Source organism: uncultured Arthrobacter sp. (genome assembly GCF_902805515.1).
In the GTDB taxonomy this organism is placed as follows: domain Bacteria; phylum Actinomycetota; class Actinomycetes; order Actinomycetales; family Micrococcaceae; genus Arthrobacter_D.
This window is the reverse complement of the sequence record NZ_CADCTE010000172.1, coordinates 41,674-61,853: the sequence shown is the minus strand read 5'-3', so window position 1 is coordinate 61,853 and position 20,180 is coordinate 41,674. Positions and strand designations below refer to the sequence as shown.

Annotated in this window: 16 protein-coding genes and 1 tRNA gene; 12 read left to right on the top strand and 5 right to left on the bottom strand. The window is 68.8% G+C overall.

Annotation, left to right across the window (positions count from 1 at the left end; all coding sequences use genetic code 11):
• The first annotated feature begins 13 nt into the window (after nucleotides 1-13).
• Nucleotides 14-739, top strand: a complete 726-nt coding sequence (locus tag QZX79_RS15895) for an SDR family oxidoreductase (protein WP_294569759.1) — start codon at nucleotides 14-16, stop codon at nucleotides 737-739.
• Here QZX79_RS15895 and QZX79_RS15890 read toward each other — a convergent pair.
• Entirely contained in the window at nucleotides 705-1,862 is a 1,158-nt protein-coding gene (locus tag QZX79_RS15890; RefSeq protein ID WP_294569757.1) for a glycosyltransferase family 9 protein, read from the bottom strand. The two genes, QZX79_RS15895 and QZX79_RS15890, sit on opposite strands and share 35 nt — an antisense overlap.
• Nucleotides 1,863-2,093: 231 nt before the next feature.
• Between QZX79_RS15890 and QZX79_RS15885 the strand changes: the two genes are divergently transcribed.
• The 5 genes from QZX79_RS15885 to QZX79_RS15865 all read left to right on the top strand — a co-directional run bounded on the left by QZX79_RS15885 (nucleotide 2,094) and on the right by QZX79_RS15865 (nucleotide 7,882).
• Nucleotides 2,094-3,497 (top strand): aldehyde dehydrogenase, encoded by a 1,404-nt coding sequence (locus QZX79_RS15885; RefSeq protein WP_294569755.1) that lies wholly within the window; start codon nucleotides 2,094-2,096, stop codon nucleotides 3,495-3,497.
• Nucleotides 3,497-4,993, top strand: coding sequence for a D-glycero-beta-D-manno-heptose 1-phosphate adenylyltransferase (gene rfaE2, locus QZX79_RS15880; RefSeq protein ID WP_294569754.1), 1,497 nt, complete (start codon nucleotides 3,497-3,499; stop codon nucleotides 4,991-4,993). The genes QZX79_RS15885 and rfaE2 overlap by 1 nt, the downstream gene beginning before the upstream one ends.
• Nucleotides 4,990-5,850, top strand: a complete 861-nt coding sequence (locus QZX79_RS15875) for a glycosyltransferase (protein WP_294569751.1) — start codon at nucleotides 4,990-4,992, stop codon at nucleotides 5,848-5,850. Before rfaE2 ends, QZX79_RS15875 begins: the two co-directional genes overlap by 4 nt.
• Before the next feature lie 30 nt (nucleotides 5,851-5,880).
• Entirely contained in the window at nucleotides 5,881-6,072 is a 192-nt protein-coding gene (locus QZX79_RS15870; protein ID WP_120165263.1) for a DUF2795 domain-containing protein, read from the top strand.
• Nucleotides 6,073-6,265: 193 nt separating this feature from the next.
• Nucleotides 6,266-7,882 carry an MFS transporter gene (locus QZX79_RS15865; protein WP_294569750.1) on the top strand — a complete coding sequence of 539 codons (1,617 nt, stop codon included), beginning with the start codon at nucleotides 6,266-6,268 and terminating at the stop codon, nucleotides 7,880-7,882.
• 19 nt (nucleotides 7,883-7,901) lie between these two features.
• On the opposite strand, the gene QZX79_RS15860 is transcribed toward QZX79_RS15865, so the two are convergent.
• Nucleotides 7,902-8,138, bottom strand: a complete 237-nt coding sequence (locus QZX79_RS15860; RefSeq protein ID WP_294569748.1) for a hypothetical protein — start codon at nucleotides 8,136-8,138, stop codon at nucleotides 7,902-7,904.
• Nucleotides 8,139-8,608: 470 nt separating this feature from the next.
• Here QZX79_RS15860 and QZX79_RS15855 point away from each other — a divergent pair, with 470 nt between their 5' ends.
• Nucleotides 8,609-10,687, top strand: a complete 2,079-nt coding sequence (locus QZX79_RS15855; RefSeq protein WP_294569773.1) for an acyltransferase family protein — start codon at nucleotides 8,609-8,611, stop codon at nucleotides 10,685-10,687.
• Nucleotides 10,688-10,898: 211 nt separating this feature from the next.
• Here QZX79_RS15855 and QZX79_RS15850 read toward each other — a convergent pair.
• Both QZX79_RS15850 and QZX79_RS15845 read right to left on the bottom strand, forming a co-directional pair.
• Nucleotides 10,899-10,971, bottom strand: a tRNA-Lys gene (locus QZX79_RS15850).
• 112 nt (nucleotides 10,972-11,083) lie between these two features.
• Entirely contained in the window at nucleotides 11,084-12,754 is a 1,671-nt protein-coding gene (locus QZX79_RS15845) for a cell wall metabolism sensor histidine kinase WalK (RefSeq protein ID WP_294569746.1), read from the bottom strand.
• Between the two features lie 162 nt (nucleotides 12,755-12,916).
• On the opposite strand from QZX79_RS15845, the gene QZX79_RS15840 reads away from it, so the two are divergent.
• Entirely contained in the window at nucleotides 12,917-13,882 is a 966-nt protein-coding gene (locus tag QZX79_RS15840) for a 2-hydroxyacid dehydrogenase (RefSeq protein ID WP_294569743.1), read from the top strand.
• 3 nt (nucleotides 13,883-13,885) lie between these two features.
• On the opposite strand, the gene QZX79_RS15835 is transcribed toward QZX79_RS15840, so the two are convergent.
• Nucleotides 13,886-14,362: a hypothetical protein gene (locus QZX79_RS15835; protein WP_294569741.1), complete on the bottom strand. Its 477-nt coding sequence runs from the start codon at nucleotides 14,360-14,362 to the stop codon at nucleotides 13,886-13,888.
• Between the two features lie 198 nt (nucleotides 14,363-14,560).
• Between QZX79_RS15835 and ilvD the strand changes: the two genes are divergently transcribed.
• From ilvD to ilvC, 4 genes are all read left to right on the top strand, one after another.
• On the top strand, nucleotides 14,561-16,261 hold the full coding sequence (gene ilvD, locus QZX79_RS15830) for a dihydroxy-acid dehydratase (RefSeq protein ID WP_294569738.1): 1,701 nt from the start codon (nucleotides 14,561-14,563) through the stop codon (nucleotides 16,259-16,261).
• Between the two features lie 368 nt (nucleotides 16,262-16,629).
• Nucleotides 16,630-18,510: an acetolactate synthase large subunit gene (locus tag QZX79_RS15825; RefSeq protein WP_294569736.1), complete on the top strand. Its 1,881-nt coding sequence runs from the start codon at nucleotides 16,630-16,632 to the stop codon at nucleotides 18,508-18,510.
• A gap of 2 nt (nucleotides 18,511-18,512) precedes the next feature.
• A complete protein-coding gene (gene ilvN / locus QZX79_RS15820; protein ID WP_120165272.1) occupies nucleotides 18,513-19,025 on the top strand; it encodes an acetolactate synthase small subunit in 513 nt (170 codons plus the stop codon).
• A gap of 61 nt (nucleotides 19,026-19,086) precedes the next feature.
• Nucleotides 19,087-20,112: a ketol-acid reductoisomerase gene (ilvC, locus tag QZX79_RS15815; protein WP_120165273.1), complete on the top strand. Its 1,026-nt coding sequence runs from the start codon at nucleotides 19,087-19,089 to the stop codon at nucleotides 20,110-20,112.
• Nucleotides 20,113-20,180: the final 68 nt, after the last annotated feature.

Here is a 20,180-nt window from a genome sequence, read left to right as displayed (position 1 = left end):
CCGAAAGGAAGAAATGACACCTCCAACAACTGACCAGCGGTCCCCGATTGCGTCCAACCCCGGACGGGTGCTCGTCACCGGGGGAGGCTCCGGCCTCGGAGCCGCCGTAGTGCAGGCCGTCCTGGCCGCCGGCGGCACCCCGGTTGTCCTCGACCTCGACGTCAGCCGGGTCTCCGGGGTCAAGGCCTTCGAGGTCGATGTGGCCGACCGGAGCGCGGTCGAGGCCGCCGTCCGGGAGGCGGGAGAGGCGCTCGGCGGGCTCGACGCCGTGGTGACCGCCGCCGGCATCGACCGCTGCGGCAAGCTCGAAGACGTTCCGGCCGAGCAGTGGGAAAAGGTCCTGGGCGTCAACCTGCTCGGCACCGTCTCCACCGTTCGGGCCGCCTTGCCCTACCTCCTGCCCGTCCATGGACGGGTGGTGACGATCGCTTCGACCCTCGGCATCCGTGCGGTGGCCGACGCCACCGCCTACTGCGCCTCGAAGTTCGGCGTCGTCGGTTTCTCCCACGCCCTCGCGGCCGAAACCGCCGGCCGGATGGGGGTCACCACCATCATCCCGGGGGGCATGAAGACCCGCTTCTTCGACGACCGCGACGAACAGTACAAGCCGCAGGACGACTCACGGCTCAACGACCCCGAGCGGGTGGCCGCCGCCATCCTGTTCGCCCTGTCTCAGCCGCGGGGCTGCGAGGTGCGCCAGATGCTCATCTGCCACGAAGAGGAAGGTTCGTGGCCATAAGCTGCCGCACATCGTCGTAGACGGCCTCCGGCCGGACGGTGCCCACGAAGGAATCGTCGTGCTCGCACCGTTCGGCCGTCCAGCCCACCTGGGTCACGTCCACGCCGCAGGTGGCGCAGGCGGTGACCCAGGCGAAGTGGACGCGGTGCAGCGCGCGGCCGATGGCACCGGCATTGATGACGTTCCCGATCCAATAGACCCCGACGGTCGGGGTGCCCACGGCCTGCGCGAGGTGGCGGGGGCCGCTGTCGTTGCCGACGACCACGGTGCTTGCGGCAAGCACCCCGGCCAGCTGGCCCAGGTCGAGGTCTCCGGCCAGCGAGGTGATTGAGGCCCCGGGCGCCTGCCGGCGTGCGACCCGAAGGATCTCCCGTGCCGCCGGGAGGTCCGTTTCGTCGCCCACCACGAGGACCCGGGCGCCGTCGGCGGCCGCGAGCGCGGCCACCGCGGCAAAGGATTCCGCCGGCCAGCGCCGGCGGGGATCGGTCGCCCCCGGATGGAGGGTCACCAGCGGGCCGTCGCCGGGCACGAGCCGGGCGGCGTCGTCGAGTTCGTCGGCCCGTACCGCGATCCGCGGCTCGAGGATCCGTGGTTCAGCCCCCGCGAGACCGGCAACCTCAAGGGCGCGGAAGACCTCGTGCTGGTAGTAGACGTAGGGAATCGTGCGCTCGAGCGCCGCCGCGTCGGGGGTCCGGGTTCCGATCGTGTGCCGGGCGCCCAGGCGCAGCAGGAATGGATTCGAGTTGCGCCCACCGCCGTGGATCTGGACGGCCAGGTCGAAGTTCAGCGCGGCCATCCGGTCGAAGAACTCCTCAACCGCCAGCGGGTCAGCCGTCCCCCCGCGGATGCCCGGTGCCGCCGGAAGGATCTCGACGTCGGACACCGGCCCGGGGCGGTCCCTGAGCAGCGCGGCGGCGAGCGGGGTGCCCAGCAGGGTGATGCGTGCCTGGGGGTACCGGGCCTTGAGGGCGTCGATGGCGGGCACGGCGAACATCAGGTCACCGAGGCCTCCGCCGCGCAGCACCGCAATGCGCTCGACATCCTCGAAGACCGGTCCCACCGGCCCGACTCCCCGGGCGGTCGCGTCGATGCCTTCGGCCACCGCCGGTAGGGCGTGGTTCATGATCCCCTCCTGATTCGCTCCCGGGCCGCATCCCCGGTCCGTTCCGGCGTCGACGCACCGTCTCCGCCGGCCGTGTTGAGGAAACCATAGGGTCCGGCGGGGACCCAGGACAATTTCTAAATCCCCGCGCCGGGGCTGTGTAAATGCATGGACGCCGGGGTATTGGTCTAGCTACCCGCCGGAATTCGAGAGCCGCCGCGGGCCGACCCGGAGAACCTGCCAAGGAGCGCGATGTCCACCAATTCCCACGTCGATTCGCCCCCAGAGGCCGACGCGATCACCGTGCTTGATCCCCGGGACGGGACGGTTGTTGGAACCCTCGAACCCTCAACGCCGGAGCAGGTGGAGATCGCCCTGTCCCTGGCCCGTACCGTCCACCCCGAGTGGGCGGCCACCGACCCGGCGGTCCGCGGCCGGCACCTGCGCTCGGCCGCCGATGCCCTTCGGGCCGCGGCACCAGCGCTTGCGGAGCTGAACGCCCGCGAGACCGGACGGCCGGTGGAGGAGGCGCTGGCCGGGGTGCATGCAGGGGTGTCGGCCCTTGAGCAGTACGCCGAACTGGGGCCGGTGCACCGGGGCCACGCCCTGCGCGGGGCGGTGCTCGCGGCCGACTACACAGTAGCCGAACCCCGTGGAGTCGCCGTCCTGCTGACCCCCTGGAATGACCCGGTGGCCGTCGCCGTGGGGTTGATCGCGGCGGCACTGGTGACGGGCAACACCGTGGTGCACAAGCCAAGTGAGCGCTGTCCCCACCTCGGGATGCGGCTCGGGGAGGTGCTCTCGCAGGCCTTCCCCTACGGGGTGCTCATCACCCTCACCGGCGGAGCCGAGGTCGGCGCTCTCCTGACCCGGCAGAGCGGAGTCGACGTCTTCGCCCACGTCGGTTCAAGCGCCACGGGGGAGCGAATCGCCCGGGCCGCCGCGCTCACCGGAACGCATGTGCTGCGGGAGAACGGCGGCAACGATCCGCTCGTCATCGACGCCGACGTGGACCCGGTCTGGGCCGCGGAGCAGGCCGCAATCGGTGCCTTCGCCAACAGCGGGCAGATCTGCACGGCCGTTGAGCGGATCTATGTGCACCACGACATTTCCGGGCGCTTCGCCGAGGCGCTCGTCGAGCAGGCCCGGCGCCGCAACGACAGCGGAGCGTTCGCCCCGCTCGTTGACACGCGGCTGCGCGAGGAGGTCCACGCGCAGGTGTCCGAGGCGGTCACCTTCGGCGCCGTGCGGGCCATCGGAGGGAGGATCCCGGAGGGCCCGGGCGCCCACTACCCGGCCACGGTGCTCCTGGGCTGCACCGAGGTGATGCGGGTGATGACCGAGGAAACCTTCGGACCGGTAGCCCCGGTGAGCGTCGTCGAAAGCTTCGAAGAGGGCCTGGCCCGCGCGGCGTCCGGCCGGTACGGGCTGGCCGCGACCGTGCTGACCGGCAGCATCGCCAACGCCCAGCGGGCCGTCGCCACCCTTCCGGTGGGCACCGTGAAGGTCAACGCCGTCTTCGGCGGCGCCCCCGGCGGCTCGGCCCAGCCGCGGGGCATCAGCGGCGAGGGGTTCGGCTACGGGCCCGAACTGCTCGACGAATTCACCCGCGTCAAGGTGGTGCACATCAGTTCCCCTCCGGCGGGAAAACCCTGATGGGCGGCCTCGAGGAGGTCCGCGGCCTGGCCGGCTGGGTTCCGCTGAGCATCGCCGGAATCTCGCCGGTCGTCACCGTGGTGGGCGATGTGATGCTCGACGGCTGGTTCAGCGGCACCATCGAGCGGCTCTGCCGGGAGGCTCCGGCCCCGGTGGTGGAGCTCGACCGCCGGGACTACGCACCGGGAGGTGCGGCGAACACCGCGATGAACCTCGCCGCCCTCGGCGCCCGGGTGCGGCTGTGCGGGCTCACTGGTGCCGACGACGCCGGCGCTCGACTGCGCGGGTTGCTCGCCGAGGCGGGCGTGGACGTCACCCACCTCGTCGAGGATCCCGCCATCACCACGACCACCAAGTACCGCATCCTCGGCGGCGACCAGGTGCTGCTGCGCCTCGATGAGACCCCCCGGAGCGTGCCCGCCGGTGCCGCTGCGCGGGTTGCCGCCGAGGCCGCGGCCGCAGTCGACGGCAGCGACGCCGTCATCGTGTGCGACTACGGCTCCGGCGTTCTCGACGGGCAGGTCCGCGACGCGCTCGCGGTCGCCCCGGGGGACCGGCTGACCCTCGTCGACGCCCACGACCCGGCGGCGTGGGCCGCACTGCGCCCCGACCTGGTCACGCCCAACGCCCGCGAGGCGGCGGGACTGCTCGGGGAGCGGCTCGACCCGCGGGGGGACCGGGCGCGGGCGGTGCGCGAGCGCAGCGCCGACCTGCTCGAGGCCAGTGGAGCGGCCGCCGTCGTCGTCACCCTCGACCGGGACGGCACGGTCCTGCTGACCGCCGACGGGGAGTTCCACCGCACCTGGGCGAGGCCCGCCACCGAAAAGCAGGCCTCCGGCGCGGGGGACACCTTCGTGGCCTGCCTGGCCGCGGCCCGCGCCGCCGGGCTGCCGCTGACCACAAGCCTCGACCTCGCCCAGGCGGGCGCCGACATCGTGGTGCACCGCGCCGGCACCTCGGTCTGTTCGGCCGCCGATCTCGCCCAGCACCTCGGCAGCTTCGCGGGGACGGCGCTCGAACCGGACGAGCTGCTGCAGGCCATCCGGCGGGAGCGGGCGGAGGGGCGGAGGATCGTGCTCACCAACGGCTGCTTCGACGTGCTTCACCGCGGCCACACCGCGTACCTCAACCAGGCGAAGCAGCTCGGCGACGTGCTGGTCGTCGCCGTCAACGACGACGACGGCGTGCGGCGGCTCAAGGGCCCCGACCGCCCCATCAACCCGGCCGCCGACCGGGCCGGTGTGCTGGCCGCCCTGAGCTGCGTCGACTACGTCACGGTGTTCAGCACCGACACCCCGGTGCCCCTGATCGAGGCCCTGCGCCCGGACATCTACGCCAAGGGCGGTGACTACTCCGAACAGATGCTGGCCGAGACACCGGCTGTGGAGGCCTGCGGCGGGTCGGTGCGGATCCTCGACTACGTTCCCGAACAGTCCACCTCGGCGGTGCTGCGGAAGATCCGCGGACCCGGCCCGGTGGTGGAGGGCGCGTCGTGACCCGGCGCTGGTCGGGGGACTGGGGCGTACCGGCCGGGGCAGCCGACCCGGAGATCGACGTCCTCATCCCGTCCTTCGCCCGGTCAGCCGAGCTGGCCGTGACCCTCGCCGGCCTCGCTGCGCAGGACACCCCGGACTTCCGGGTCATCATCAGCGACCAGACCGACGGCGACCCGGCCTGGGAGCACCCTGCGGTGCAGGCCATGGTGCGGGTCCTCCGGGCCCAGGGCCGCGGCGTGCAGTGCGGGCGCCACCTGCCCCGGCGGGGCCTGGCCGAGCACCGCAGCCACCTGCTCGGCCTCGCGGAGGCACCCAGTGTCCTGTTCCTGGACAACGACGTGTGGCTCGAACCGGGGACGCTGCAGCGGATGCGCACGGCACTCACCGCCTCCGGCGCGGGATTCGTCGGCTCCGCCGTCCAGGGCCTGTCCTACCTGACGGATGACCGCCCGCAGGAACGCGCACCCCTTGAATTCTGGGAGGACGGCCGGGTGGCTCCCGAACGGGTGCGGACCTCGAGCCCCGGCTTCACCCGGTGGCCGCTCCATAACGCCGCGAACCTCGCCCATGCCGCCGCCGGGCTGGACCTCGAACCGGGAGCCTGGCTGTTGTACAAGGTCGCGTGGGTGGGAGGGTGCGTCCTGTTCGACCGCAGTGCGCTGGAGGAGTGCGGCGGGTTCGACTTCTGGGAGGACCTTCCGCCCGCCCACGCCGGTGAGGACATCGCGGCGCAGTGGCGTGTCATGGAACGCCACGGAGGAGCCGGCCTGCTGCCCTCCGGGGCGGTGCACCTTGAATCACCGACGACGGTTACCGACCGTGCCATAGACGCTGCCGGGGTGATCCTCGGCCAGTGAATCGATCCATCAACAGAAGGGATGCACATAATGGCCAATCCAAGCCCGATCGATATCCAGAAGGCGCTCGGGGGGATCGACTACCCCGTATCCAAGGACGACCTGGTGAAGCACGCGGAGGGCTCAGGCGCCGGTGACGAGGTGATGGAAACCCTGCGGGGGCTGCCCGACCGGGAGTATGACTCCCCAACGGACGTCAACAAGGAGGCCTCCAACTCCTGAGCGCCCGCTCCCGCCGGCCGCCGTTCCGGCCGGTTACCCCTCCGGCGGGGGTGGACGTTGGGGCACTCCCGGTGTCCGGGAGCCGCCGCGTCATGCTGGCCGGTTCCCGGGCACCTTCCTTGTTTGGCTTTCCAGTGGGTGGGACACTGACTCTTGGCAGCCGCCGGGAGGCCTGCCGGGAAGCAGAGAATTCATGAACGAGGTTGTACGGTTCGGGTCGGCGTCAGGCCGCTGGCTGTTGCTGGCATCAATTCTGGGGTCGGCAATCGCGGGAATCGACGCGACGGTCGTCAACGTGGCGCTGCCCGCTATCGGCGAGGAATTCGATGCACCCTTCGAGGTCCTGCAGTGGACGATTACGGCCTACACCCTGACCCTCGCCGCCTTCATCCTCCTCGGCGGATCGCTGGGCGACCGGTACGGACGCAAGCGCGTCTTCGTCATCGGCGTGGTGTGGTTTGCCGTGGCCTCGCTGCTGTGCGGGCTGGCCCCCAACGCCGGCACCCTGATCGCCGCGCGCGCCCTCCAGGGGATCGGAGGGGCCCTGCTGACGCCGGGCAGCCTGGCCATGATCCAGGCGTCGTTCGCCTGGGAGGACCGCGCACGCGCCATCGGTGCCTGGTCGGGACTCGGAGGTGTGGCGACGGCCATCGGGCCCTTCCTGGGCGGCTGGCTCGTCGAGAGCGTCTCCTGGCGGTGGATCTTCCTCATCAACGTGCCGATCGCCGTCGTCGTCGTCATTATCTCCCACCGCCACGTCCCGGAAACCCGCAATCCGTCGGCCACCGGCACCCCGGACTACCTGGGCGGTCTGCTGGGGGCGGGGGCGCTGGGTGGCTGGACCTACGCGCTGATCGACATCCCCACCGCCGGACCGCTGGCGGCACCCGTGGTCACCGCGGCCGCAATCGGCACGGTGTGCACCATCGCTTTCTTCATCACGGAGAACAGGCTGGCGCGGCCCATGCTGCCGCTGGGAATTTTCGCGGTGCGCCAGTTCAGTGCCACGAACGCCGTCACCTTCCTGATCTATGGGGCCTTCGGGGGGATCTTCTTCCTGCTCGTCGTTCACCTGCAGGTCGTCGCAGGGTTCTCGCCGCTTGCGGCGGGAATCGCGCTGCTGCCGGTGACCGTGCTGATGCTCCTGCTGTCATCCCGGGCCGGTGCGCTGAGCGTGCGCATCGGGCCCCGCATTCCCATGGCGGCGGGCCCGGCTATCTGCGCGGTAGCCGCGCTGATGATGCTGGGCATCGGAGAGGGCGCGTCCTACTGGGTCGACGTCCTTCCCTCGGTTGTCGTCCTTGGGCTCGGACTTTCCCTGCTGGTCGCACCACTGACGTCCACGGCGCTGTCCTCGGTGCCCGACGCACAGGCCGGCCTTGCCTCCGGCGTCAACAACGCGGTCGCCCGCGCCGCAGGCCTTCTCGCCATCGCGGTGCTTCCGGCCCTCGCCGGACTGTCAGGGGACGCCTACACGGACCCCCCGGTCTTCGCCGAAGGATTCCGGTTCGCAGCGATGGTGTGCGCCGGGGTCCTTGCCGCAGCGGCGGTCCTGGCCGCAGTCACGGTCCGCAACCCGGTGCTGCCCGAAGGGGCGGAGCGCCCGGCGGCACCGACGCCGAAGCCCGCAGACGCCACCGGTGCTGAGACCGCCGGCACCGGCGGTTCACGGACCGCCCGCGCTGCCGGCGCATGGACTACCGGGTCCGCTGTGACCGGTGCCGCGACCCTGCGCCACTGCGCGGTGGACGGCCCGCCTGCGGCTGTGTGCGCGGCGGTCCAGGAGTCCCGCCACTCCGCCGACGACTAGCGCCGCGAGCGCCGCCGCGCTACCGGCCCGGGTGCTGCGGGCGCTGGCGCCTCATCCAGACGGTCACGACGTACAGGATGATGCAGGCGACGATGATGCGGCCAAGGTTGGGCCCGGACAGGGCCGTGTCGACAACGATGATGGCGAGGATGATGCTGCCGACCACGAGCCGTGCCGTGGAGCGCCCGCCGGAGCGCGGCAGCCGCGGCCAGGGATGGAAGTCGAACCGCTGCGGGTCATCGGCGTTGGATTTCACGCGGAGCTCCTGTTGGCCGGGAGGAGTCGGTTGCGGCCCCACGGGTTGCGCTGTGGCGTCGCACTTACCTTACAACGAACGGAACCCGGCAGCTGGCGAGAGCTTGCCGGGTTCCTCGAAGCCCGCTGGGAGCTTCTGTCTTAAGCATAGACGCAGCCCGGGCCCGCCCGTGACCACCGGCTGGAGCCCGCGGCGGGTTGGACCGGGCCAAGGCCGATCCAACCCGGGGTATTCAAATTGCTTCTCGGCCGGCCCAACGTCAGACCGGGGGCCTGAAGCCGTCGGTGATGTGGCGGAGCGGTCGGACGGTGTCCCGTAGTCCGTGGCGGTCCGGTCGGTGACGTAACAGGTCCTCTATGCTGGGGTGCCGGCGGAGGACCCCGGCGTCAACCCCTGCCCATCGCGGATGAGGCATCAGGGCGGCCACCCGGCCATCTCCGACAGCGAGGACGAATGTGAGCAGCACCCTGATGGACCACGCCGCAGGCGGCAGGTCTGACCAGCCCCCAGCGGCCCGCCTCGGCTCGGCCGGTGAGTCCGCGCACCGTAAGTTCCGGCCCGAGGTGCAGGGACTCCGGGCGGTCGCCGTGCTGATGGTCGTCACCTATCACGTCTGGTTCGACCGGGTCTCGGGCGGAGTCGATGTGTTCCTCCTCATCTCGGCATTCCTGATGACCCTGACCTTTGTCCGGAGGATGGAATCGGGAGCGCCGCTTGGACTGAGAAGGCATTGGGCAAGGTTGTTCAACCGGCTGCTTCCGGCCGTTGTTGTGGTTCTGCTCGGTACGTTGGCCGCCACCGTGGCATTCGTTCCACGCTCCCGATGGTCCGGCATTCTGGAGCAGACGTGGTCCTCCCTCCTCTACTTTCAAAACTGGCTGCTCGCATTCCAGGCCGTCGACTACAGCGCATTCAACCAAAGTACGTCGAGCCCGTTGCAGCACTTCTGGTCCCTGTCCATTCAGGGTCAGGTTTTCATCCTGTGGCCGCTCCTATTCGGTACCACAGCCCTGCTGTCACGGCGTTTGGGAATTGGATTCCGGCGCCTGACAGCAGTGCTGTTCGGGCTGGTGTTCGTAGTCTCCCTTGCGTTCTCGATTTACGAGACGAACACCAACCAGACGTTTGCCTACTTCGACACCCGCGCGCGGCTGTGGGAATTTGCTCTCGGGACGCTCCTTGCACTGGCCCTGCCCTACCTGAGGCTGCCCCGCGCGGCCCGCATTGCGGCCGGATGGATTGGAGTCGCCGCGATGCTCTCAGTTGGGTTCGCGCTGGACGTCGAGCGCGGATTCCCTGGTTATGTCGCACTGTGGCCACTCCTTGCGGCGGCCTCGGTGATCGTGGCCGGCGACACCGGAAGCCGCTTCGGCGCCGACAGGATCCTCTCCGCGAGGCCCCTTGTGAAACTGGGCGACATCTCGTACGCGTTGTACCTTTGGCACTGGCCTATCCTGGTGATTTACCTGGTCTACCGCGGGCGGGAGGCTGTGGGTCCTGTGGGAGGTACCGCAATCATCGGACTCTCACTGGTCCTGGCCTACGTGACCACGCGTTTCATCGAGACGCCGGTCCGAAACCGGTCCAAACCCGGGGAGCGCCGCCTACGGACCCTGCTCGGAATCCTCATTTCGCTCGCGGTCGTCGCTACCCCAGTGGCAGCGCTGCAGACCGGGCTCAAAATTGAAGCGCAGCGGCTGGTGGAACAGGCGGACAAGGACAATCCTGGAGCGATGTCCCTGCTCCCAGGGTTCGTGGACCGGTCGTCGGAAGATGCGCCCCCTATTCCGGATGTCACGCGAAGCAGGGAATGGCGCATTCTTCATGCGAAGTGTCCTCCGGAGCTGCGTCCCACCCAAAGCGAAGCGACATCGGGTGCGTGCAGGGCGGCGCTCACCCCGGGAACACCTGACAAAACGATCCTGGTGATCGGAGACTCAAAGGCCGAACAGTGGCTGGGAGCGATCCTTCCCATGGCTGAAAAGCACAATTACCGGGTCCAGACGCTGGTGTTCGGAGGTTGCCGGTACGGGCTTGAAGTGAAGGGTGCTGCTGCCGCCTGCAAGGAGTTCAATGCCGCTGCGACGGCGTACGCCGTCGAGACGAAACCCGATGTCGTTTTCACGGTCGGCACCAAAGCTGACTACGACACGCCTCAGGAGCAAGCCAACACCGGGCTCGAGAAGGTCGCTCAGATCCTCACCAAGGCCGGTATCCCGCTGATTACGGTCCGGGACAATCCGCGGTTCACCTTCAACGTGATGGAGTGCGTGGAGCGGAGCGGTTCAGCCTCCTCGGAGTGCTCATCGCCGCTCGACGCCAAACTCCCCGCGATCGCCCCGCGGCTGGACGAGAAGAAGGCGGGGACGAAGGTCCCACTGATGGACATGACCGATCTGATCTGCCCGGACGAATTGTGCCGGCCGGTCATTGGCAACGTCTACGTGTACCTCGATCACAACCACCTTACGGCGGACTACGTGAGGACGATGCTTCCGGAGTTCGACAAGAGGTTCCACGCCGCGCTGGACTCAACGCTGGGAAGCTGAGGAAGCTCGGCGAACCGCATGCAGGTTCACGGCAGGGGATTCGAAGGCTCCGGCGGAGGATGGGCGCCGGGTCAGGGTGCTGGTTGGGTTTGAGCAGGATGCAGGGAGTCCGGAAAAAGCGGCACTAAGCGTGCACCTCGGCCTTTGAGAGGGCACAACGAAAGCGGCTCCGATCTGGCATTTCGCCGAATCGGAGCCGCTTTCTTCCCTGTGCACCCCCCGGGACTTGAACCCGGAACCCATTGATTAAGAGTCAATTGCTCTGCCAATTGAGCTAGAGGTGCGTGGCGTTGAGACGGTCTTTTTTGCGAGTCCGTGTCATCCGCAACAGCATGAAACTCTACCAGCACTCCTGCGGAATCGAAAAATCGAGGGGACCGGCCGCTCAGTTCACGCTCAGTTCACGCTCAGGGCCGGCTGCTTCAGAGGCAGGCAGAAGGTCATGGAGGTGCCCTCGCCGAGCCGGCTCCGGCACTCGATTCCGCCGTCGTGCTGGTCGATGATCTCCTTCACGATGGCCAGCCCCAACCCCACACCCGGGATCGCCGCACGCACCGCCTCCGGGCTGCGGAAGAACCGGGTGAACACGTTGCGGCAGTCGGCTTCGCTCATCCCCATCCCGGTGTCGGTCACGGTGCACAGCATCCGGCCATCCTCGGACCGCGCGTGAACCGTGATGGTCCCGCCGCGCGGTGAATACTTGATCGCGTTGGAGATGAGGTTATCGAGCACCTGCCCGATCTTCCCGGGGTCGCACACCACCCGCAGGCCGTCCGCCAGATCGGTGTCGAGCACCACCCCCGCCTCGATCGCACGGGGCGTCGCCGAGGCGATGGCCTGGGAGACCACCTGGACGAAGTCGGTGGGGGAGGGATCCAGCGCCGTCGGGCCGTCGGCGGTCCCCAGCAGGTCGTTGACCAGCCCGAGCAGGCGCTGCGCGTTGCGGGAGACGACGTCGAGTCCGGCCACCATCGGTGCGGGCGCGCCGTCGACACTGGAGAGCATCTCCACGTAGCCGACGATCGAGGTCAGCGGGGTGCGCAGTTCGTGGGTGATGTTGGAGATGAAGGCCTGCTTCGCGTTCAGCGCCGACATCAGTTCCGTGACGTCGCTGAAGGTGACGACCGTGCCGTCATGGCGCCCGTCGTCGGATTTCATGCGTGCCGCCGACGCCGAGAGGGTCTTCTGCTCCGGGCCGGCGCCGATCCGCACCACTTCCTTCGAAAAGGTCTCACCGCCGACCGCCCGGTACAGCGGACGCCGTTCCGGTGCCAGCACGGTGGTTCCGTCCTCCTCGAACATGGGGGCGGCGGCCTCGCCGTGGACGGCGCCGGCCGGGTCCGCGGTGGAGGGCATCAGCCGCCGGTGCTTCTGGTTGGCGAGAATCTCCTTGCCGGAGGAGTCGACGGCGAGCACCCCGACGTCGACGGCGTTCACCACGGTGTGGAGCAGCCGTTCGCGCCGGGCGCTGGCCTGAAGGAGCGAGCGGAGTTCGGCATCCTTGCTCTCAAGGATCCTTCGCTGGTTCCTGAAGCCCCCGGTGATGGCGCTGATGGTGATGCCGATGGCCAGCATCATGATGGGCAGGAGCATGGGCCGGGCCAGTTCTTCGGCGGTCACGGGCCCCCGCAGGAACTGCGGCAGCCACACCACGGCCAGGGAGCCAAGAACTCCGGTGAGGATCGCGGCGCGGGGGTGGATCCCCGACGCCGTCAGCCAGATGACCGGGAAGGCGGCGAGGAGACCGAGGGCGGTGAATTCGGTGCCGGCTCCTTCGCGCATCAGCGCGATCGGGATGAATTCGAGGACCGGGATGGCGAGGGTCGCGGCCGGGGGGAGGCGGTGCCACGGGACGGCGGCGCAGAGCACGAGCAGCAGCAGGTGCATCAGCATGCACAGCTGCAGCAGGGTCCCGGCAAGGAGAGCCGGCGCGAAAACGGCCACCACGGCCAGGAGGATCAGGGCCGTCGCGGTCAGGGGCACCTGGCTGAGCAGCATCCGACGGCGCGGGGAAAGCCGTTCGAAGCGCTCCGGGTTGAACGTAAGGTAGGACAGGGCTCGATCCAAGCTGCGGCTCCGGAAGTGTTGAACGGTGGTGGCTGAACGGTGGTGGGCAGGCGGCAGCTCATTCGCAGCGGCGCCGGTCCTTATGATCACACACGCCTGCGCAGCGGCGGCGGTGCCGCACCGGCGGTGCTCCGGTGCGGCGGCTGCAGTTAAGCTGGGCCGATGGAGACCAGCGGCAGGCCCGGACACGCGATTCGAACCCTCACCGTCCCCTCGGAGGAGCTGCGGGAGGCCCTCGCCCCCGCCGCAGGCGCCATCCGGCTGGCGGTCTGGGACTTCGACGGCGCCCCGGCGGGGGTCGACCCGGCGGAGGTCGACGCCGTCGTTCTTCCCTACACCGGCAGCCCGGACCTGCGCTCCGCCCTGCCCATGGCGCCGGGCCTGAAACTCGTTCAGACCCAGACCACCGGCTACGACGGGGTGACCGACCTCGTCGGGCCCGGCGTCGGCATCGCCACCGCCTCGGGAGTCCACGCCGCCGCGACCGCCGAGCTCGCCGTCGGCCTGGCCCTGGCCTCGCTGCGTGGAATCGACGACGCCGTCCGCAATCAACGCGAGGGGCTGTGGCGGCCGCGGCGGTACCCGGGGCTGGCCGACCAGCGCGTGCTCCTGGTCGGCGTGGGCGGCATCGGACGGGAGATCAAGCGCCGCCTCGACGCCTTCGACGTCCTCCTCACCCGGGTCGGCAGTTCCGCCCGCGACGACGAGTCCGGGCACGTCCACGCGGCCTCGGAGCTCGTGGCATTGGCGCCCGCCCACGACGTCGTCATCGTCATCACGCCGCTGACCGAGGCGACCCAGGGACTGATCGGGGCCGAGGTGCTCGCCGCGCTTCCGGACGGCGCCCTGGTGGTCAATGTCGCCCGCGGCCCCGTCGTTGATACCGAAGCGCTGACCCGGGAGGTGGTGGCGGGCAGGCTCCGCGCAGCCCTGGATGTCGTGGATCCCGAACCGCTGCCGGCGGAACACCCGCTGTGGCGGGCACCCGGCGCGCTGATCACCCCGCACGTCGGGGGCAATTCCGGCGCGTTCTGGCCCCGCATCGTCCGGCTCCTCGAGCGCCAGCTCCACCTGCTGGGCAGCGGCGCCGACCCTGAGAACCTCGTCCAGCCAGGTCCGTGGGCGTAGGGGCTAGGCGAGCCCGATGAAGGCCTCCATGAAGGCGTCGAAATCGATGCGGTCGACGTCCTGCTCGAGGACGATGCCGTTGCCCGGACCGACATCCAGCACGGGCTGGTCCTCGACGGCGAAACGGAAGACCTTTCCGGTGCTGGTGCCGACCTCGTAGGTGTTGTCGTCCCACATGGTCGCATGCGCCAGGTTCGTCATATTGACCTCCACCGGGGAACCGGCGCCGCTGAGGTCGGCGACGCGGACCGGCGCGATCATGAGCTCGGCCGGCTTCCATCGGTAGCCGAGCACATAGGACGTCCCGTCCGGCGTGGGGAGCCCCCCCTGCTCCTGCTCCTCCGGTTCTTCCGGCGCGGCAAAGACGAGGTTGTAGGCGCCAAAGTTCGGGATCTGCGAATCAAAGATCCGGCGGAGGGCGTTCTTCAGCCCCTGGCCGCCGGAAAGGTGCTCTGGGGAGGATGCAGGCTCGGACGTCATGTTCCGCCAAGGAGTTAGGTGCCGGCTGGTGGATCGGCCGCGGCATCGACCCCCACGGCCCGCGGGCGCTCGCCCACTGCGGCCGATTCTACCGGAGGCACCTTCAAGGTGGACGGTTGACAGCCGCGAACCGCCGGGCGGTAACAGCCCGGAAACAGAAAACAGGAACCCGCGACGGTTACCCATAGACTTTCAGGCATGACCTCGACTACCCCTGACATCAAGCCAAGAAGCCGTGCGGTAACCGACGGAATCGAGCGGGCGCCGGCGCGCGGAATGCTGCGGGCCGTCGGCATGGGCGACGACGATTTCGTCAAGCCCCAGATCGGCGTTGCCAGTTCCTGGAACGAGATCACCCCCTGCAACCTCTCGCTCAACCGGCTCGCCCAGGGAGCCAAGGAGGGCGTGCACGCAGGCGGCGGGTTCCCCATGCAGTTCGGCACCATCTCCGTCTCCGACGGCATTTCGATGGGCCACGAGGGCATGCACTTCTCCCTCGTCTCGCGTGAGGTCATCGCCGACTCGGTCGAAACGGTCATGGAAGCCGAGCGCATCGACGGCTCTGTCCTCCTTGCAGGCTGCGACAAGTCCCTGCCCGGGATGCTCATGGCTGCCGCCCGCCTCGACCTGGCCAGCGTCTTCCTCTACGCCGGGACGATCATGCCCGGCTGGGTCAAGCTCGAGGACGGCACCGAGAAGGAAGTCACCCTGATCGACGCGTTCGAAGCCGTCGGTGCGTGCGCCGCCGGGAAGATGTCGGTGGGGGACCTCACCCGCATCGAGAAGGCGATCTGCCCCGGTGAGGGCGCCTGCGGCGGCATGTACACCGCGAACACCATGGCCTGCATCGGCGAGGCCCTCGGCATGTCCCTCCCCGGCTCGGCCGCTCCGCCCTCGGCGGACCGCCGCCGCGACCACTTCGCCCGCCAGTCCGGCGAGGCCGTCGTGAACCTGCTGCGCCTCGGCATCACCGCCCGCGACATCATGACCCGCAAGGCCTTCGAGAACGCCATCGCCGTCACGATGGCCTTCGGCGGCTCGACCAACGCCGTCCTTCACCTCCTCGCCATCGCCCGCGAGGCAGAGGTCGACCTCACCCTCGACGACTTCAACCGCATCGGCGACCGGATTCCCCACCTGGGCGACCTCAAGCCCTTCGGCCGGTACGTCATGACCGACGTCGACCGGGTCGGCGGCGTCCCCGTGATCATGCGGGCACTGCTTGACGCCGGGCTCATCCACGGCGACGCCCTGACCGTCACCGGCAAGACCGTCGCCGAGAACCTCGCCGAGATCAACCCGCCGGACCTCGACGGCAAGATCCTGCGTGCCATGGACAACCCCGTCCACAAGACCGGCGGCATCAGCATCCTCAAGGGATCCCTCGCCCCCGAAGGCGCCGTGGTGAAGACCGCAGGGTTCGACGCCTCCATCTTCGAGGGAACCGCCCGCGTGTTCGAACGTGAGCAGGGCGCCCTCGCCGCCCTCGCCGAAGGCACCATCAAGGCCGGCGACGTCGTCGTCATCCGCTACGAGGGACCCAAGGGCGGCCCGGGCATGCGCGAAATGCTCGCCATCACCGGGGCCATCAAGGGCGCAGGGCTCGGCAAGGACGTTCTCCTGGTCACCGACGGGCGCTTCTCCGGCGGCACCACCGGCCTGTGCATCGGGCACGTGGCCCCCGAGGCGGTCGACGGCGGTCCCATCGCATTCATCCGCGACGGCGACCACATCCGCGTCGACATCCCCAACAAGAGCTTCGACCTGCTCGTTGATGAGGCCGAGCTGGAAGCCCGCAAGGTCGGCTGGGAGCCGCTGCCGGCCCGTTACACCAAGGGTGTCCTGGCCAAGTACGCGAAGCTGGTCCACTCGGCCTCCGAGGGCGCCTATTGCGGCTAGAAACCTCCTCGTGCTCCGTGTGCTGAGAGTGCACGGAGCACGAGGTCGCACGGCGCTTCGGGGCCACGCGGTCCGCGGCACCTCGGGTCAGTTAGTGTCCACTAACTGGACGCCTTGTCCAGCATGTGAGACAAGGGGGAGTGCTGTTGACACTGCATAACCCGTACGAGGAGACTTCAAATATGCAGTCAGTGAACGTAATCGTCGTCCTTACCAAGCGCGTGGCCTAAAGCCCGACCGGTAGACCCTACGTCACGCGCAACCCCTCACCAGCCCACCAGGCGGAGGGGTTTTTTGTTTCCACAGGACAAATCGCGCACCAACTGTCCAGCACGTCAATGCAGTACACGTTCCGAAGGAAGTTTCAGATGTCCAAGGGATCGCCCATCAGCCCGGCGCTGATGGCAGCAAGGCCGGCCGCTCCTGCAGCCCCTGGCAGGGATACTGCCCACGCGGTGCAGGTAAGCGCAGTCCGGGGACCCAACAACGTTGTGCCCCCCACCGAAATGCTCGGCTCCTCGGCGATCGTCCGGTCCCTTGAAGAGCTCGGCGTCGACGACATCTTCGGACTTCCCGGCGGAGCCATTCTGCCGACCTACGACCCGCTGATGGCCTCCACCAAGCTCCGCCACATCCTCGTCCGGCATGAGCAGGGCGCGGGGCACGCCGCCCAGGGCTACGCCATGGTCACCGGCCGCCCGGGCGTCTGCATCGCCACCTCAGGTCCCGGCGCAACGAACCTCGTCACCGCCATCGCGGACGCCCACATGGATTCGGTGCCCCTGGTCGCCATCACCGGTCAGGTCGCGAGCGCCGTCATCGGCTCGGACGCCTTCCAGGAGGCGGACATCGTCGGCATCACCATGCCGATCACCAAACACTCCTACCTGGTCACCAATGCCAACGACATCCCCCGCGTGCTCGCCGAGGCCTTCCACATCGCCTCGACCGGCCGCCCCGGGCCGGTGCTGGTCGATATCGCCAAGGACGCCCAGCAGGGCAAGATGACCTTCTCCTGGCCGCCGAAGATCGACATCCCCGGCTACCGCACCGTGGTGCGGGGACACTCCAAGCAGGTCCGGGAGGCCGCCCGCCTGATCGCCGGTTCCACCCGGCCGGTCTTCTACGTCGGTGGCGGCGTCATCAAGGCCCACGCCGCCGCGGAGCTGAAGGAGCTCGCCGAGCTGGTCGGCGCGCCGGTCGTCACCACGCTCATGGCCCGTGGTGTGTTCCCGGATTCCCACCCCCAGCACGTCGGAATGCCCGGCATGCACGGCTCCGTCTCGGCCGTCACCGCCCTGCAGCAGTCCGACCTGCTGATCACCCTGGGCGCACGCTTCGACGACCGGGTCACCGGAGTGCTCTCCAGCTTCGCGCCGGGCGCCAAGGTCATCCACGCGGACATCGACCCCGCGGAGATCTCCAAGAACCGCACCGCCGACGTGCCCATCGTGGGATCGGTCAAGGAAATCATCCCCGAACTCATCTCCGCTGTCCGCGAGCAGTACGACGGCGGGGCAGCCCCCGACATCTCGGCCTGGTGGAACACCATCAACCGGCTCCGCGAGACCTATCCGATCGGCTTCACCCAGCCCGACGACGGACTCTCCGCGCCCCAGCAGGTGATCAAGCGCATCGGTGAGCTCACCGGCCCCGAGGGGGTCTATGTTGCGGGCGTCGGCCAGCACCAGATGTGGGCCGCCCAGTTCATCCAGTACGAACGCCCGCACGCCTGGCTCAACTCGGGCGGGCTCGGCACCATGGGCTACTCGGTCCCCGCCGCCATGGGCGCCAAGGTCGGCAACCCGGACCGGGTGGTCTGGGCCATCGACGGCGACGGCTGCTTCCAGATGACCAACCAGGAACTCGCGACCTGCGTCATCAACAACATCCCGATCAAGGTCGCGGTCATCAACAACTCATCGCTCGGCATGGTCCGGCAGTGGCAGACCCTGTTCTACGAGGGCCGGTACTCCAATACCGACCTGAACACCGGGCACGACACCGTCCGCGTGCCGGACTTCGTCAAGCTTGCCGACGCCTACGGGTGCGCCGGCCTGCGGTGCGAGCGTGACGAGGACATCGACGCCACCATCAAGCAGGCGCTGGCGATCAATGACCGGCCCGTCGTCGTCGACTTCGTGGTGAGCCGCGATTCGATGGTGTGGCCGATGGTGCCCGCCGGGGTTAGCAACGACCTCATTCAGATCGCCCGCAATATGACCCCCGTATGGGAGCAGGAGGACTAGCCATGACCCGTCACACGCTCTCAGTACTCGTCGAGGACGTCCCCGGCGTCCTGACCCGCGTCGCAAGCCTTTTCGCCCGCCGCGCCTTCAACATCAACTCCCTCGCGGTCGGCCCCACCGAGATTCCCGGCATGTCCAGGATGACCGTCGTGGTCGAGGCCGAAGGGGACCTGCTCGAGCAGGTCACCAAACAGTTGAACAAGCTCATCAATGTCATCAAGATTGTCGAGCTCACCTCCGAACAGTCGGTGCAGCGTGACCACATCCTGGTCAAGGTGCGCGCCGACGCGGCAACCAGGCTGCAGGTCACCCAGGCCGCCGACCTGTTCCGGGCCTCCGTCGTCGACGTGTCCACCGACTCGCTGATCATCGAGGCCACCGGCACCCCCGAGAAGCTCAGCGCCCTCCTGTCGGTGCTCGAGCCGTTCGGGGTGCGGGAGATCGTCCAGTCCGGCACCCTCGCGATCAGCCGCGGGGCGAAGTCGATGAGCGATCGGGCGCTCCGCAGCGCCTGAGCCCGCACCGCCCGTTCCACCCACCAAGTTTTCCAGGTAATCCACTAGAGGAGATATCCACGTGACCGAGTTGTTCTACGACGACGATGCCGACCTTTCCATCATCCAGGGCCGCACCGTGGCCGTCATTGGCTACGGCAGCCAGGGCCACGCCCACGCGCTCAGCCTGCGCGACTCCGGCGTCGATGTGCGCGTCGGGCTGAAGGAAGGATCGAAGTCACGTGCCAAGGCCGAGGCGGAGGGCCTCCGGGTCCTTTCCGTCGCCGAGGCCACCGCCGAGGCCGACCTCATCATGATCCTCACCCCGGACCAGGTGCAGCGCCACGTGTACGCGGAGGACATCGCGCCGAACCTGCAGGCCGGCGACGCCCTGTTCTTCGGCCATGGCTTCAACATCCGCTACGGCTACATCCAGCCACCGGCCGACGTCGACGTCGCCCTCGTCGCACCGAAGGGCCCCGGGCACATCGTGCGCCGCGAGTTCGAGGCCGGGCGCGGGGTTCCCGACCTGATCGCCGTCGAGCAGGATCCCTCGGGCAAGGCCCGTGAGCTCGCGCTGTCCTACGCCAAGGCGATCGGCGGTACGCGGGCCGGCGTCATCGAGACGACCTTCACCGAGGAGACCGAGACCGACCTCTTCGGCGAGCAGGCGGTGCTCTGCGGCGGCGCGTCGCAGCTGATCATGTACGGCTTTGAAACCCTCACCGAGGCCGGGTACAAGCCCGAGGTCGCCTACTTCGAGGTGCTCCACGAACTGAAGCTCATCGTCGACCTCATGGTCGAGGGCGGCATCGCCAAGCAGCGCTGGAGTGTTTCCGACACCGCCGAGTACGGTGACTACGTCTCGGGCCCGCGCGTCATCGATCCGTCTGTGAAGGAAAACATGAAGGCGGTGCTGGCCGACATCCAGAGCGGTGCCTTCGCCAAGCGGTTCATCGATGACCAGGACGCCGGAGCCCCGGAGTTCGCCGCCCTGCGCAAGAAGGGTGAGGACCACCCGATCGAGAAGACCGGACGGGAACTGCGGAAGCTGTTCTCCTGGATCCAGACCAACGACGACTACACCGAAGGTTCGGTCGCCCGCTAGGCGCCGGGGCAGCCTCCGCTGCCCGCCCCCGCTGGGGAACCAATCAGGACACGAAGGCCGGGCTCACT